The 15333-nt window shown below is 63.7% G+C and carries 10 protein-coding genes; 6 read left to right on the top strand and 4 right to left on the bottom strand.

Translation table 11 applies throughout. From position 1 onward, the window contains the following. Positions 1 to 672: 672 nt before the first annotated feature. Complete coding sequence (locus tag ACG2LG_RS20015) at positions 673 to 2394, top strand: CIA30 family protein (protein WP_396262049.1); 1722 nt, start codon at positions 673 to 675, stop codon at positions 2392 to 2394. 33 nt (positions 2395 to 2427) lie between these two features. On the opposite strand, the gene ACG2LG_RS20010 is transcribed toward ACG2LG_RS20015, so the two are convergent. Then, on the bottom strand, positions 2428 to 4899 hold the full coding sequence (locus ACG2LG_RS20010; protein WP_396262047.1) for a hypothetical protein: 2472 nt from the start codon (positions 4897 to 4899) through the stop codon (positions 2428 to 2430). Between the two features lie 361 nt (positions 4900 to 5260). Here ACG2LG_RS20010 and ACG2LG_RS20005 point away from each other — a divergent pair, with 361 nt between their 5' ends. After that, positions 5261 to 7267, top strand: coding sequence for a DUF5060 domain-containing protein (locus ACG2LG_RS20005; protein ID WP_396262045.1), 2007 nt, complete (start codon positions 5261 to 5263; stop codon positions 7265 to 7267). Here ACG2LG_RS20005 and ACG2LG_RS20000 read toward each other — a convergent pair. Both ACG2LG_RS20000 and ACG2LG_RS19995 read right to left on the bottom strand, forming a co-directional pair. Beyond that, the gene (locus tag ACG2LG_RS20000) at positions 7264 to 8067 is read right to left on the bottom strand and encodes a heme-dependent oxidative N-demethylase subunit alpha family protein (protein ID WP_396262043.1); all 804 of its coding nucleotides are present in this window, start codon (positions 8065 to 8067) and stop codon (positions 7264 to 7266) included. The genes ACG2LG_RS20005 and ACG2LG_RS20000 overlap by 4 nt on opposite strands. A 234-nt stretch (positions 8068 to 8301) precedes the next feature. Next, the gene (locus ACG2LG_RS19995) at positions 8302 to 9444 is read right to left on the bottom strand and encodes a hypothetical protein (RefSeq protein ID WP_396262041.1); all 1143 of its coding nucleotides are present in this window, start codon (positions 9442 to 9444) and stop codon (positions 8302 to 8304) included. Positions 9445 to 9543: 99 nt separating this feature from the next. On the opposite strand from ACG2LG_RS19995, the gene ACG2LG_RS19990 reads away from it, so the two are divergent. The 4 genes from ACG2LG_RS19990 to ACG2LG_RS19975 all read left to right on the top strand — a co-directional run bounded on the left by ACG2LG_RS19990 (position 9544) and on the right by ACG2LG_RS19975 (position 14269). Then, entirely contained in the window at positions 9544 to 10362 is an 819-nt protein-coding gene (locus ACG2LG_RS19990; protein WP_396262040.1) for a 3-methyl-2-oxobutanoate hydroxymethyltransferase, read from the top strand. 149 nt (positions 10363 to 10511) lie between these two features. Then, the gene (locus tag ACG2LG_RS19985) at positions 10512 to 11486 is read left to right on the top strand and encodes a DUF1080 domain-containing protein (RefSeq protein WP_396262038.1); all 975 of its coding nucleotides are present in this window, start codon (positions 10512 to 10514) and stop codon (positions 11484 to 11486) included. A gap of 18 nt (positions 11487 to 11504) precedes the next feature. Next, entirely contained in the window at positions 11505 to 12821 is a 1317-nt protein-coding gene (locus ACG2LG_RS19980; RefSeq protein WP_396262036.1) for an amylo-alpha-1,6-glucosidase, read from the top strand. A gap of 305 nt (positions 12822 to 13126) precedes the next feature. Further along, positions 13127 to 14269, top strand: a complete 1143-nt coding sequence (locus tag ACG2LG_RS19975) for a cytochrome P450 (protein ID WP_396262034.1) — start codon at positions 13127 to 13129, stop codon at positions 14267 to 14269. A 400-nt stretch (positions 14270 to 14669) separates the two neighbouring features. Here ACG2LG_RS19975 and ACG2LG_RS19970 read toward each other — a convergent pair whose 3' ends face one another. Continuing rightward, positions 14670 to 15320, bottom strand: coding sequence for a hypothetical protein (locus tag ACG2LG_RS19970; RefSeq protein WP_396262032.1), 651 nt, complete (start codon positions 15318 to 15320; stop codon positions 14670 to 14672). Positions 15321 to 15333: the final 13 nt, after the last annotated feature.

Raw genomic sequence — 15333 nt, 5'->3', positions numbered from 1 at the left:
TGCTACGGTGCTCATTGTAGTTTAGGGCGGAACGGCCCGCTTCTTTCCTTCGGTTTCCTGAACCCGTGTCTTTCCGCGCTCCATTCTGCGGCGCGGCGCATGGTGTCGGGGATGTGGTGACCGGTGAGGCTGATCTTGAGTTCGTCGGAAGAAACCGCCAGGCAAACAGTGGTGGCATGTGGCTGAATGCCTGAAGGATAAGGTGTTGTGGGGGTATAGGGGGCGAGCAGAGCGGGGCGGATTTAGGGTTGCCGGCGAAGTGGAGGGGTTCCGGATGGTGGGGTGTCGGTGAGTCGTGGCGATGTTCCACGGAATTCGTCTTTGCGACCCATCCCATTGGTGTCCGTCCATGTCCGTCCATTCGTGGCTCCCGGAAAGGATGGTGGTGTGAGAATGGGGAAGAGCTTCGCCCGGGGGGATTACACCGCAGCAGTCGGCGCCCGCAGGACGCCGCTCCTTTCGGGCTTCGCCCGGGAGAGAAGGGTGACGGCGTTGCAGGGGATGCCGGAGCAAAAGATGCCGATTTCATAGCCGGCGCTCCACCTCCCGGCACATGGTGGCGGGGATAAGGTTTCTGGTAAGGGTGACCTTTGAGTTCATCAGGGAGGGTCTTGCGGTCGTCCGGCGGTGATTTCGCGCTGGCGTGGCCGGACACCGGTGCGTTAGTGCTCCATGAGAACGAACTTTCTTCCCACCGCGGCCGTCTCCCTGGCCGGCTTGCTGATGCTCCACGCCCCGGCCCGGGCCGCGGGTGAGACGCTGTTCGACTTCGATGCCGACGAGATGAAGTCGTCCGAATGGCGGATCGTGAACGATGGCGTGATGGGGGGCCTCTCGAAGGGGCAGATGGGGGTCTCCGAGGACGGAGTCCTGAATTTCAGCGGAGATCTCTCGCTGGAAAACAACGGCGGGTTTTCATCGATCCGGACCCGCAAGCTCGAGATGGACCTCGGCGAGGCGGAAGGACTGGTGCTCCGGGTCCGGGGTGACGGACGAAAGTATCAGTGGCGGTTCAACACGGATGCACGATTCCGCGGGATGGAGGTCTCCTTCATGGCTGAGTTTCCGACCAAGGAGGGCAAGTGGACGGAAGTGAAGGTGCCTTTCAGCGATTTCACCGGGAGCTTCCGCGGGATGAAGCTGAAGGACGAGAAATTCGATCCCTCGAAAATCAGCCGCGCCGGGCTGCTGCTGGCGGACAAGAAGGAGGGTCCCTTCGAACTCGAGGTGGACTGGGTCCGGACCTACGGCGGTGAAGACGGGGCCAAGAACCTGGTCGAGACCGCGCTGGCGGATGGTCGCTTCAGCATTCTGGCCAAGGCTCTGACGGCGGCGGACTTCGTCGATTTCCTTCAGGCCGACGGGGAGTTCACCGTCTTTGCGCCCACCGATGAGGCCTTCAAGGCACTGCCGAAGGGGACGTTGGAGACCCTGCTGAAGCCCGGGAACCGGGAGAAGCTGCAGGCGATCCTCAAGTATCATGTGCTGAAGGGTTCCACTGACCTGGCGTCGGCGCTGAGTGCGGGTGAGGCCGAGTCGATCCTGGGCGAGCCGCTCGCCGTCGGCTTTTCCAAGGGCCGGGTGCGCGTGAACGATGCGGCGGTGGTGGATGCCGATGTCCGCTGCTCCAACGGCATCATCCATGTGATCGATTCGGTGCTGCTTCCGCCGGAGCCTGCCAACGACATCGCGAGCGTGGCCAAGCGTGCCGGAAACTTCACGACGCTGCTCGCGGCGATCGAGGCGGCGGGTCTTACGGGCGCGCTGTCGGGTGAGGGTCCATTGACGGTCTTCGCGCCGACCGACGAAGCCTTCAAGGCGCTGCCGAAAGGGACGGTGGAATCCCTGCTGGAGCCGGACAACCGGGAGCGTCTGACCGAGATCCTCACCCTGCACGCCACCAAGGGCAAAGTGTCCGCGGGCGATGCCCTGAATGCCGGGAAGGCCAAGGCACTGAGTGGGGAGTCCCTGAATTTCGGCATCGTCGATGGCCGCTTTGAGGTCAACGGGGTCACCATTCTCAAGACCGACATCAAGTGCGACAACGGGGTGATCCATGTCCTGGATGCGGTGCTCCTTCCGCCCTCCAAGAGGCAGAGTTCCAAGGGTGACTGTGAGGACGGCTGCGAAACCGCCATGCATCCGACCGAGCGGATTGAAGCGGCGATCGAGCGCGGGGTTCCGATCTTCAATGGCGGCGACCATGCGAAGTGCGCGACGATCTACCGCGAGTGCCTGCTGCAACTGTCGACCGATGGCAGCATCGACAAGCAGGTCGCCCAGGCGATGCGCAGCCTCATCGAACGCGCCGATGATGTCAGCAGCGCCACCGAACGGGCGTGGATCCTTCGTCGCGGGCTCGATCACGTCCACGCCGCCTACGAGCGGCGCTGATGCCCGGACTTCGGCTGGGAACGCAGGGGGGTGTCACTCGATCTCGATCGCGGGCGGCTGTTCGAGCAGCACTTCCACCTTGAAGAATTTCCTGGTGCTTCCGCTGGGGTCGTAGGTGTGCGTCATCGTTCCTTCGGCTCCCTCGTAGTTGGCAACCGGCATCCAATCGCCATCGAGAGTGCTTGATGCGTGGACCGTGTAGTAGCGACCGGCGACACCGGGCCAGCTGATCTGGTGCAGACCGGGTGTCCCGGACGGTCCGACCCGTGAGAAGAACCAGCTGGTGGGATCGTTCGGCGGGGTGCCGGCGAGCCACTCGTCCCAGTTGCTGTTCGGGTCGCCGTCCTCGTTTCCGTCCGCATCGTTCACCGCGGTTGTGCTGCCGAAGAACTCGTTCTCGAAGTCATCGTCGAGTTCGTCGAAGTCCTCGTCCGGAAAACGCATCTTCACCCGCTGGACCTCCCAGCCGCCCGACACCGGTTCTCCGTAGTAGTCTTCGTCGAGGAGCAGGTTGCAGACGTTGGCCATCCCGAGATAAAGTTCACCGCGGTTTTCATCCGCAGCGATTGTGCGGACGCCGTAGCTCGACCAGTTGGCCATGCCCCGGCGGCTGATGGCGACCGCAGGTTGCGTGGACGAAGGGAAGCAGAGGATGTCGGCACCGTCCCTGAAGTCCGGGGTGTTGATGTCGTCCCAGTCCATCGTGCCGACGTAAAGCTTGCCGTTGAGCACCTGCATCACCCAGGTGTAGTTGTTGTAGTAATCACCGGCCCCCTCTCCGCCGTAAAGCGGGGCGTAGCCGCGGGCATTCGGGACGAAGTCCCAGTCGCCCCCGTCCTCCAGCACGGCGGTTTGTCCGAGGAAGGCAAACAGCCCGAAGGGCACCCGCTCGCCGTCCTCGACGAAACGCATGGAGCCAAGCCGGGTGATGAGGAAATACTGCCACGAGGTGTTGAGGTCACCGCTCGGGTCGTTGCCGTAGGTGAACTGCGAGCGCGGCAGTCGCACGGGCATCTGCGCGTTGCCGTAGAGCAGGTCGATCTCGCCGCCGGTGTTGGTGAAATTCCTGCCCCGCCAGAGCGAGATCGCCCGGTAGGAATACTGGAAGTCGTCGTCCTCCTCGTCGTCGAGGCGTTCCTGGTCGGCCTCGTAGGCGACCCGGGCGGGGTCCTCGGGATCCTCGGGGTAGGGATCCGGCCTGGGCACGAGAGGCCGGGGAGTGCCGTAAAATGTATCGTGAATTAGGGAGGAGGTGCCGGGCACGTGCATGGTGCCCCAGTAGAGGTAGCCGTCAAACGAGGCCAGCGCCCCACCGCCGTAGGCCATGGCGAGGATCAAGTCCGGCTCGTAGTCGGTGACGCTCCAGACCAGGTTCCACTGGTTGGCGTTGAAGGATCGCAGACCATTGGCCGGAATGACGGGGCTGCGCCAGAGCCCTGCCGGGGCGTTGAGCAGGTCCGTCAGTTCGTTGAGACCTCCGAGCAGACCACCGCCGCCAGCATCCGAGTTGAGGTTCGGCCAGGTTGTCACGAACAGCCGCGGACCGTCACCATCATCGTGAATCTCAAGCTCGGCTCCGCCAGCATTGAGGTTGCCGACGGTCTCGAAGACCAAGGGGTTTGCCGGAGTGGCGGTTTCCTTCGACCAGCGCAGCACCTCGCCCCCTCCCGATGATCTGGCCACGGTCGTGTAGGCCTGCTCGTTGAAGAAGGTCCATTTCCGGATGTTGTTGTATTCCGGGAAAGGCTTGGCGGCCACGATCCCTCCGGTGGCGGCGTCGAAGGCGAACATGATGATGCCCTCGTTTTCCTCGCCCGGATCCGATGGACGGGCGGGGCCGGCCAGGATCACGAGGCCGTCCGGGAACCCGGGGGTCGAGGGCGTGTAACCCGCGGAACGCAGGCCCAGGCAACGCCACAGCAGCGCCCACGCCGCGGGATCGCTGGTCCGCATGTTGAGGTCCAGACGTTCGATCTCATCGGTATCCAGATTGTAGCGGAAGATGTCCGGCGGTCTCCAGTCACCGTAAGCCGACGAAATCGGCGCTCCCATCTGGGTTTCACCGTCGAAGACGCCGTCCCGGGCGAACTTGCTCAAGCCGTATTCCGCGACCTTGTAATTGATATCGCGGCTTCGACTCCTGCTGAACGACGGATTGTTGATGTCGAGATAGGTGCTCGAGACCAGGGTCGAGACATTGGCCCCGGTGCCCCACCAAAGGTAGTTGTCCTTGCGGGTCATCCCCCAGACATAGACCTGGTTGGTTTTGGGGAGGCCGGGAAGTCCGTCTTCCAGGTTGATTCCGTCCTTCACGTAGAGGTTCTCACCGCTGCCCGGGGTGTCCGGATCGTAGAAGCTGAACCACCACTCGTCGGGCTGGGCCTTGGCGATGATTTTAGCGTCGTAGCTGCGAAGGGTGGCCTGGGCCGGGGCGTTCGAGGTCGATGCCGCCAGCAGCAGCGCGGCAGCGGCAATGAGCCGGCCGGGGAGGGAAGGGGAATTCATGATGTGTGGGGGTGGTGGGTCAGCTGGGATTTTTTCGGGGGTTGTTTGCAGAGTGACAGGTCCGGCATGCCTGTGGAGCCTAAAATGGTGGTGGCGGTTGAATTCCAAAAAATAAGGGGATCCGGGGAGGCACCAACCAGCCGACAAAAGGGGGCGTGCCCGGTGGGAGGTCCACGTGATGACGTGGCCGAAGCGTGTCCCGAGTTCCCGGGATCCTCGTCGTCTCGGGGCCGTGACCTGCGGATGAGCCGGATCCACCACCAAGCTCTGAACTTCAAATCACCAAGCCGATACGACCGAACACGGCAGCCTCGATAGGACGAATGGCGGTCCAACTTCCGAGGGGCACTACATCTTGCCGATGCACTTCATCCCGGGCATGGTGGCCACCGTGAAATGGAAGATGATGCCGGCAATCTTGTTCTTGGTCTCGGATCTCGCCGAGGGAACCTATCGGTTTGAATTTTCCGCCACAGCGGTCGGCGGGGGAAGCGACTCCGACCAGGTGGATGTCACGGTGCTGCCGGAAGGGGCGACGACGGTGGCCGTTTCCGGCGAGCTCAAGAAGTGGCATCGGGTGACGCTCCACTGTCCGGGTCCCGCCACCAGCGAGACCGCCGAGCCGAATCCCTTCGCCGACTACCGGCTGGATGCGACCTTCAGCCACCCGGGAAGTGGCAAATCCTACGTGGTCCCCGGGTTTTATGCCGCCGATGGCGATGCCGCGGAAAGCTCGGGCGACGCCGGCGACCAGTGGCAGGTGCGCTTCCGGCCCGATGAGGAGGGCACCTGGAACTACGTCCTGTCCTTCCGCAGCGGCGACGACATCGCGATCGATGCCGGCGCCGGAATCTCGGCGGGGTATTTCGATGGCGAGGCCGGCAGCTTCGAGGTGGGGCCGACCGATAAGGCCGCCCCCGACCTGCGGGCGAAGGGCCGGCTGGAATATGTCGGTGCCCACCACCTGCGTTTCGCCGAGACCGGCGAGTGGTTCATGAAATGCGGGACCGATGCCCCGGAGAACCTCCTTGCCTACGAGGACTTCGACGCCACGCCCGATGCCGGCAACCGCCGCAAGTCGTGGTCGCCCCACGCCGCCGACTACGATGCCTCCCGTATGTCCGGATTCACTTGGCAGGGAGGGAAGGGGAGTGAACTGCTCGGGGCCATCGACTACCTCGCCTCGGAAGGACTCAACGCCTTCTCATTCCTCACCTTCAACATCGACGGTGACGACGACAACGTTTTCCCGCACCGCCTGGTGGGCGATGTCGACGCCTACGAGGCCGTCTCCGACAACCAGCGCTGGAATGGCGGCGTCGTTTACAAGGACCGCTTCGATGTCTCGAAACTCGATCAATGGGACCGCATCATGTCCTTCGGCGGCACGCGCGGGATGTTCCTGCATTTCAAGACACAGGAGACCGAGAACGACCAGCGCCTGGATGGCGGCGCGCTTGGCCGCGAACGCATCCTCTACTACCGCGAACTCGTCGCCCGCTTCGGCCATCACCTCGCGCTGAACTGGAACATCGGTGAGGAGAACACCAACACACCCGCCCAGCGGATCGAGTTCGCGCAGTGGTTCCACGATCACGACCCCTACCGCCATCCGGTGGTCCTGCACACCTATCCGGACCAGAAGAGCGCGGTTTACAGTCCGCTGCTCGGCAATGCCTCGACCTATGCCGGAGCCTCGCTGCAGACCAACAACGCGAGCTTCTCGAAAGTGTTTGCCGATACCCTGGCCTGGGTCGGGAACTCCGCCGCGGCCGGGAGGAAATGGGTGGTGGCGTGCGACGAGCCGGGCGATGCCCAGCACGCGCTGCGTCCCGACGACGATGCGGGCAACAGCCACCTCGACGGCCGCCGGAACGCGTTGTGGGGTCATGCGCTGGCCGGAGGCGCGGGGGTGGAGTGGTATTTCGGATACCGCCACGCGCACTCCGACCTGACCTGCCAGGACTTCCGCTCGCGCGACCGGTTCTGGGACGTGTGCCGCCATTTCCTCGAGTTCTGGGAAATCAGCGGTGCGCCATTCTGGACGATGTCCAATGCCAACGCCCTCGTCTCGGGTTCCGGCAACAACGCCAACCGCTGTCTGGCTTCGCCCGGCAGCCACTATGTCGTCCAGCTCTACCGTGGCGACGGCGGGGGAACCACCACGCTCGACCTCACCGGTGCTGCCGGGGATCTCTTCGTCCGCTGGTTCGACCCGCGCAATGGCGGCGCCATGCGGCAGGGATCGGTGACGACCGTCAGCGGCGGAGGGGTGGTCACCCTCGGCCGCGCGCCCGACTCGCCGGATGAAGACTGGATCGTGCACGTCTCGCCCGCGCGGATGGATTCCCCGGTGCCGGCAGGCTAGATCTCCGGGGCGAATTCCTTCATCGCCCGGACCAGCGGATCCCTGGCTTTCAGCAGGCTCTTGTACTCCGCGACGTCGTCGGGCATGGTCTCGATCTTCTCGGCCATCGTTTCCCAGACCTCGGGATCGGCGGCCAGATCGGCCAGGGGGCAGGTCCGGATCCGGAGGCCCATCATCACCCCGCCCGGCAGCCCGGTGAAGATCTGGTGCTCGATCCGCAGGAAGACTTCATCGAGGGGCGTGTCCGCCTGCAGCTTCGGTCGATCCAGTGCGGGGTGGAAGTTGAGTTCGCCGCCGTGCGTCAGGCTCCAGTTTTCGCGGCGGAAGGCACGGCCGGGTTCGAGGCGGTCGAGGAAGCGGTCGATGCCGGCCCCGATCTGTTGCTGCAGGCGCGGGACCTCGTCGTGGACCTCGTCGAGCGGACGGCCGATCCATTTCCGCGGGTCCCATGACGATGGCAGGCAGACGCAGGCGGCGGCGAAGGTGCGCCGCTTGGCATCGTAGAACACCAGGTCCGGCTCCCAGCGGCGCGAAAGGCCGAGCAGGTCCGCCGGGGCGTCGTCCGGGCGCCCGACGTGGCCCAGCCTCGTCGCCAGCTCCCAGGCCGCTGCGATCATTGGTGCCGCCTCGGGTGTCTCGACGAGATGGCGGTCGGGATGCCCGTCCAGCCAGCGGCGGCGCTCCGCCATCATGGCCTCGTCCTGAGGGGCGAAAAAATCGTCCAGGTCGCCCTGGCGCACCTTGATCGACCAGGCGAAACCGCCCGGCTTGAAGAGGTCTTTCCAAAACGGCCGGCTCATCGCGCTTGCTCGAGTTCGATGCGGCGGGTGGCTCGAATGGTGGGCCGGGATGAAAGTTCCGACGGGAACCGCCAGGCGAGGAACGCAACGAAAAACTTCATGGTCGATGGGGATGGAAAGATTGATGAACCGCAGAGAGCGCAGGGGAACGCAGAGACTCGGGCTCCGTTAGAAACTCAACTTCAAGTCTTTGCGCTCTTTGCGTTCTCTGCGGTTTCCAACGTGGTCCTGACTTCACTCCGTGCTGTTGGCCGTAATGCCGTGCTTGTCGCGCAGCCGCTGCCAGTAGTCGGCCCAGTATTCGTCGTAGTAGTCGTTGGCGGCGTCCATGATGAAGTCCGGCTGGACGACCACCGGCGCGGTCGCCGGGTCGTAGCCCTCGAGGTGGTTCTCGCCGGCCCGTTCGCGCGGCGAAACGAAAACCCACGGATCCTCGTTGAAGATTTTTCTGAGGAACTTCACCGCGCCGGGGTCGTAGGCCTTGAGTTCCTCGCGGGTGTCGATGTGGTTGTGGTCGTGGTCCATCGTCCGGTTGGTGCTGAACCAGGCCTGGACGATCTCGGCAAAATACTCGCCGCGGTTCTTCCGTGCGTAGCAGTCCTTGGGACCGCCGAAGACGATCCGCACCTTGTCGGCGCCGGTCACCTTGACCTTCGAGTTCGTGGGTTTCTCGTTCACGAGAATGTCGCCGGCGTCGAGGCACTTGCGCAGCAGTTCGGGTGACTCCTTGGGAAATGCCTTCACCAGGGCGTCGAGCAGCGGCACCGGTTCGTCGCCCTTGATCCGCCGGAACCGCTGCGACGCGCGGCCGTCGTTCCACAGGCCCGCCTCCTTGGCCGCCTCCCAGGTCTTCATCAGTTCCTCGTCGAGTCCCTCATAGAAGCCCGGACGGTGGATCACATGACCGAATTCGTGGATCAGGATGCTCTCTGCCTGCATCCCGCCCTCATATTCCAGCACGTCCTCCTCGGCGAAGAGCACCACCGGACGACCGTCCACACGGGTCAGGAATCCGCGGCTGCGCCAGTTGTAGAAGTCCAGCTCCTCACCGGTCTTGTCCGACTTGAACTGGGGGATGTCAGAGGTGAGTTCGTCGTGGCCGACGAGGATGCACAGCACCTTGCCGTCGCGGATCCGCTTCGCGATCTCCGGCTTGAGCACCTTCATCATCTTCCCGAACAGGTAGGCCGACTCGAGGTGGGCGTGGTCCGAAACCTTGTCCGAGGTGGCGATGAGGATGTCCTCGACCATGGTGGCCTTCTTGAAAAACGAGCGGTCCAGGCCATACTCCGAGGCGAGGCTGTCGTCGATGGGGCCGACTTCCTGGGCCAAGGTGGTTCCGAGCAGGGCGAGCGTGAGCAGGAATTTCGACATCATGGAGTGCGTGGATGAGACGTGGGGCGGGGGGCCATCCTTTCGCCGGTCCCGGCAGTCCGTCGAGCTTGATCGGGATCTTTCCGGCTGAAAGGCTCGCCCATGCTCCGGCCACGCAAGAAATACACGGTTCGCGATTTGCAAATGCTGAAGGGGAAGCGTGTGCTGACCCATATCCACGTCAAGTCGCCGGACGAAGCCGAAGCCGCCGAGCAGGCCGGGGTCGACCTGATGAGCTGCAGCTTTGATTCGCCGGAGTCGCAGGCGCGCTTTCCCGCGCTGGCCGCGGCGGCGCCCGAAAGCTTCCTGTCCTGCGCGACGCCGCACGGGCTGGCCTCGCCCAAGGAGGCGATCCGGGTCGGCTTCCGGGCCCTCGAACTCGGGGCGAGTTCGGTGTATTGCTCGGCCAGCCCGTTCATCATCGAGGCGATGGCGCGGGAACGCATCCCGGTCGTCGGGCATCTCGGGATGGTGCCGCGCCACGTGACCTGGACGAACTACCGTGCGATCGGCAAGACCGCCGACGAAGCGAAGCAGCTGTTCCAGCAGATGAAGGATCTGGAGAATGCCGGCGCCTACGCGGCGGAACTCGAATGCGTGCCGCATCAACTGGCCTCCTTCCTGACCACGCAGACCTCGATGCTGATGATGTCCCTCGGCTCGGGCAGCGGCTGCGACACCCAGTTTCTCTTCTCCGACGACATTCTCGGCGACTACGACGAGCGGCTGCCTCGTCATGCTAAGGCCTACCGGAATTTCGCGGAGGAGTATCGCCGGCTCCAGCAGGAGCGCCTCGCGGCTTTCGGCGAGTACATCGCCGATGTGAAGGAGGGGCGCTTCCCCGAGGCGGGCCACCTCGTGGAGATGGACGAGGAGGTGCTGAAAGAGGTCCGGGAGTCGGTCGAAGGTCAAAAAGTCTGAAAGTCGAAGGTCTGAACTTCCGAGCCGGACCGGGTCTTCGTGGATGCTTGAACCAAGGGACTTTTGACCTTGGACCTTCAGACCTTCGACGATCCCGGGGCGCATGGATGCAAGGCACGAGGCGGTCGAAACGTAGGACCAGCCTCTCCATGAAAGTTCTTCTCACGCTCGCCCTCGCCGCCTTTGCCCTCAGCCTCTCCGTCCGGGCGGAGGACGCCACCTGGATCGACCCGGCGAAAGCGGCGGCCGAGGATCCGGATTTCTCGATCCAAGGCGAGTATGGCTCCGGGAAGCCGGGCGCGGATTGGGGGCTGCAGGTGGTCGCGCTCGGCGACGGACGCTTCGATGGCTACCTGCTGGAGGACGGCCTGCCGGGCCTCGGTTGGGAGCGGGGCAAGCGCCGGCTCAAGCTCTCGGGCGAGCGGAAGGGAGACACGACCACGCTGAAGGGCGGGGAAGTCGAGGTGAGGATCAAGGACGAGGTGGCCGGCTTCGCGATCGACGGAAAGGCCCACATGATGTCGCGGATCGAGCGTGAGAGCCCGACGCTGGGCGCCAAGCCGCCCGAGGGCGCGGTGGTGCTTTTCGACGGCACCTCGGCGGACGCTTGGAACAACGGCCAGATGGACGGCGACCTGCTCGTCAACTCCGACGCGATCAGCAAGCAGAAGTTCGACGCCTACACGCTTCATCTCGAATTTCGCACCCCCTACAAGCCGCATGCGCGCGGCCAGAAGCGCGGCAACAGCGGCGTCTATCACCAGGGTCGTTACGAGACCCAGATCCTCGACTCCTTTGGCCTTGAAGGTCGGTCCAATGAAGCCGGCGGCATTTATTCGGTCGCCGATCCGAAGCTCAACATGTGCCTGCCGCCGCTCGCGTGGCAGACCTACGACGTCGATTTCACCGGTCCGAAATGGAAGGACGGCAAGAAGGTCGAAAACGCGCGCATCACCGTCCGCCTCAATGGCGTGCTGATCCACGAGAACCAGGAGCTTCCGAAATCCACGGCGGCGGCGAAGTTCAAGGAGTCGCCCGAACCGGGTCCGATCTACCTTCAGCATCATGGCAATCCGATCCGCTTCCGGAACATCTGGGTGGTTCCCGGGGAAGCAGCGGATTGAGTCCTCCCGATCCCGGCCATGAAGCGTCGTCGATTCCTCACCACCACGGCCGCGTGGTCCGCCCTTGGAATGAGCCCGCGGGTCGGATTGGCGTCCGACGCCGACCTCGGGGCGCTTTTCGAGACCGACAGCCCCGAACTCCTCACGCTGGCGAAGCGGGTGATGGAGAAATGCGTGCTGGAGAAGGTCATGGATCCGACTCCGCCGCTCGAGCGGCAGTGGGTGGTTCCCGGCGGCCCCCACTACCGCGGGCAGTGGATCTGGGACACGATGTTCGTCGTCGACCTGCTGGCGCTCCTGCCCGGGCGGGACGGGTTGATCCGCGAGATCTTCGGCAACTACTGGGACTTTCAGGACCGCTGGAACGAGACCGCACCCGGCTACGCGCGGGACATGATCACCGTCGCGATCAAGACTGCTCCGCAGGAGGTGCGCCAATTCTCGCAGATCCCGATCCTGGCCTGGGGCGTCGAGCGGGTCTTCCAGCGCACCGGCGACCGGAAGCTCCTGGCGCAGTGCCTTCCGCGCCTCGAACGTTTCCACGATTGGTTCTGGCGCGAGCGCGACCTGCACAGCAACGGGCTGCTCGTCGTCGGCAGCTACTCAGGAAAGCTGCAGCACGCCCGCTGGGAGACCTTCGACTACGAGTGCAACATGGATGACATGCGGATGACCCGCCATCCGAACCGCAAGGGCACGGACGAGGGCCCCTGGTATGCCGACGTCTGCGTGCCGGGCAACACCGCTTACCTGATCATGGGCGAGCGGAGCCTTGCCCGGCTGGCGGAAGTCGTGGGCGACGGGAAGATGGCCGCCCGGCGCCGCAAGCGCATGGAGCAGGGAGTGGCCGGCATGCGTGAGCACATGTGGGACGAGGAGGCGGGCACCTTCCTCTCGGTGAAGCGCGACTCACTCGAGAAGATTCCCGTGGCGACGATTGGCAGCTGGATCCCGCTCACGGCCGGGGTGCCGACCCGGGCCATGGCCGCGCGGATGGCCGAGGTGCTCGGCTCGCCCGCGTGGCAGACGCCGTTGCCGGTGCCGACCGTCGACCGCACCGATTCGCGGTGGAAATCGAATGCCTTCTGGCGTGGCGACGTCTGGCCGTCGACCAACTACCAGATCGCCTCGGGCCTCGCGGCCTACGGGCATCACAATCTCGCCGCCGACATCGCCGACAAGACCGTCGCCAACGCACTGAGAAACGGGATCAACGAGCACTACGACTCGGTGAGCGGCAAAGGTCTGGGCGTGCCGGACTACTGCATGAGTAGTACGATTCTCACGATGATGCTTGATGGTTTGACGAAGGAGCACCGGTTGAGTGTTTCGTAGCGGGAGGGTTGAGATGAACTGTGTCGGGTTCGGGCCGGGATGGATGACGAGGATGAGTGTGGGGATCACTCAAGCGGAGTCAGGGCGAGGCGCTCGACGCCCTAAAGGGGGAACTACGAACTGAACAGGCCGGCCAGCGATGTTCGTAGTTCCTCCTTCAGGAGGCCGCATTGGTTCGGAAATCGCAGCTATCCATTCATTCGCATGCATCGGCGTCGATTCACGGTTCTTCCATCGAGCATGGAGAGTTGCCGCAAAGCCTCGCTCTTGTCTTAGGCGGTCAAAGCGGCATTCTCACGGAGGCCATGACTTTTCCCGATCCCTTTCAGTCGGTCCGCAAGGAACGCGGCGTGTTGCGTTGCCCGTTCGAGGGCGAGTCCATCGTGATGCTGCTGCGCCATGGAGAGGTCCGCGAGGCGGCGAAGGACTGGAAGCGCTTCAGCTCGAACCATCCCTTCCGGGTGCCGATTCCTTCGGAGGAGGAGATGCGTTCGATGCGCCAGTTGCCGATCGAGACCGACCCTCCGGAGCACGGCAAATGGCGGGATCTGGTCGAGCCCTTCTTCAAGCGTCCGCGTCAGCCGGAGGTGGTGGCGGCGGTCCGGGATCTGATCGGCCGCCTGGTCGTCGGCGCCGCGGAGGCCGAGCAGATCGAGATCGTCCGCGAGTTCGCGCTGCCGCTGCAATCGAAGGCGCTGGCGCACCTGTTGGCGGTCTCCGAGGACGAGGCCGACGAGTGGATCGAGTGGGGGATTCACGTCTTTCACGACGGAGACGACAGCGGCAGCAAGGGGGTCACGCTGGAGAACTACCTGCATCGCCGCTTCGACGAGGCGGCGGCGGATCCCGGCGAGGATTTTTTCTCCGCGCTGGTGACCGCCGAGATCGACGGACGACCGCTGACTCGCGACGAGATGATGGGCATCGGCAACCTCACCTTTGCCGGCGGGCGGGACACCATCATCCACACGGTGTCCACGGTAATTTGCCACCTTGCGGAGCATCCCGAGATTCTGCCGTGGCTGCGTGAGGACCCGAAGCGGGCGGTGCTCGCGGCCGAGGAGTTTTTCCGCATCACCACCCCGCTGACCCACATCGGCCGCGTCTGTCCCGAGCGCACCGAGCTGCATGGCGAGACCGTCGAGGCGGACGAGCGGATGTCGCTCTGCTGGGCCTCGGCCAATCGCGACGAGGAGGCCTTCCCCGAGCCCGACACCGTCGACCTCGCCCGCAAGCCCAACCCTCACATCGCCTTCGGTGCCGGACCCCATTTCTGCCTCGGCGCGGCGCACGCCAGGTTGGTGATCCGTGTCCTGCTCGAGGAACTCGCCTCGCGGGTCGGAAGCATCGAGGTGATCAAAAGCGAGCCTCACATCGAGACGACACCCGAGTACGAGCGTTTGGTGGGTTACGACAGCGTCAGGGCGCGGTTTCTGCCGGGTGGATAGCCTCCTCCAAACTGGCAGGATAGGAGCTTGCCCGGATGGCACGGGTTTAACCGCCAATTTCGATGGTCCCGACGGGACCAAACAGCGGTAGCCGGGCACTTCAGCGCCCGGAAGGCGAAGAGAGGTCTTCTTCGTCGGGAACCGACGAAACAGCTGTATCCACGCGGTCTATCGATGTGTCGTCGGTTCCCGACGAAAGAGATCGTTAGGCACCAACCGGGGACTCGAAGTCCCCGGCTATGGATGTTCCGTCCCTTCGGGACGCTCAACCAAGCGCCTCAAACTCGCTGGTAACGCTCCCAAAGGCTCGCGTTAGCCTTACCCCGCATCACCTGCCGTTCTCAAGCGGCGTTCAAGTTCCGACGCCAGCGGCTAGGGAACGGGACAGGTCGCTTGGGTGCTAATTTGGCTCCACGATATCACTGGGAGAAAATTCGCCACCTTCCTCGAGGATTGCATGGAGTTTCTCGACGATTCCCTCGCCATTGAGTTCACAATAGAAAGATGCTCTGGCATGCCATCCTTCGCCCTGGTCACTCGGCACGACGCCTCGGACCCTCAGGACATCAGGGACACCTTCGTGTGATCTGAATGACAGGATCGGCAGGCCGAAATGATCCACGGCCACCAGGACCTTTCTCTCACCTCCGATCCAGGGGTTGTACTGCTCGAAATGCTGCTCAGATTCGTCAAACAGCGGAGCGAGGTCTCGATGGTCGATTCGCTTGCCTTCATCAAGTCGGCACGCGACTCCATAGTGAAATCCTCCCATGACAAGATCGGGGGTCGTGGATTCAACGGATTCTGCCGGGACAAGAGCTGCCACGCGTTCAAGCGGAAGGGTCTCGGAGAGGAGCAGTCCTGATGAATCAATTTCTTCTCTTTCAGGCGAACAACTGGCCAGAGCGAGCACCGCGACCAGCAGGCGGAACCTAGTTCCGCAGAGGACCTTGGAAAAGCCACAGACTGGAATGGTCATTACCCGTGCATAGCGGATCGGGTGAAAGGTTGACATCATCGATTGGATGGGGAGCAGTCGTTGGATTTTCAAGTCCGTCGAAACA

The sequence above is a fragment of the Haloferula sp. A504 genome (assembly GCF_044385805.1).
GTDB lineage: Bacteria > Verrucomicrobiota > Verrucomicrobiia > Verrucomicrobiales > Akkermansiaceae > Haloferula.
Note: the sequence above shows the minus strand (reverse complement) of the source record. Positions and strands in the feature narration are given on the sequence as shown.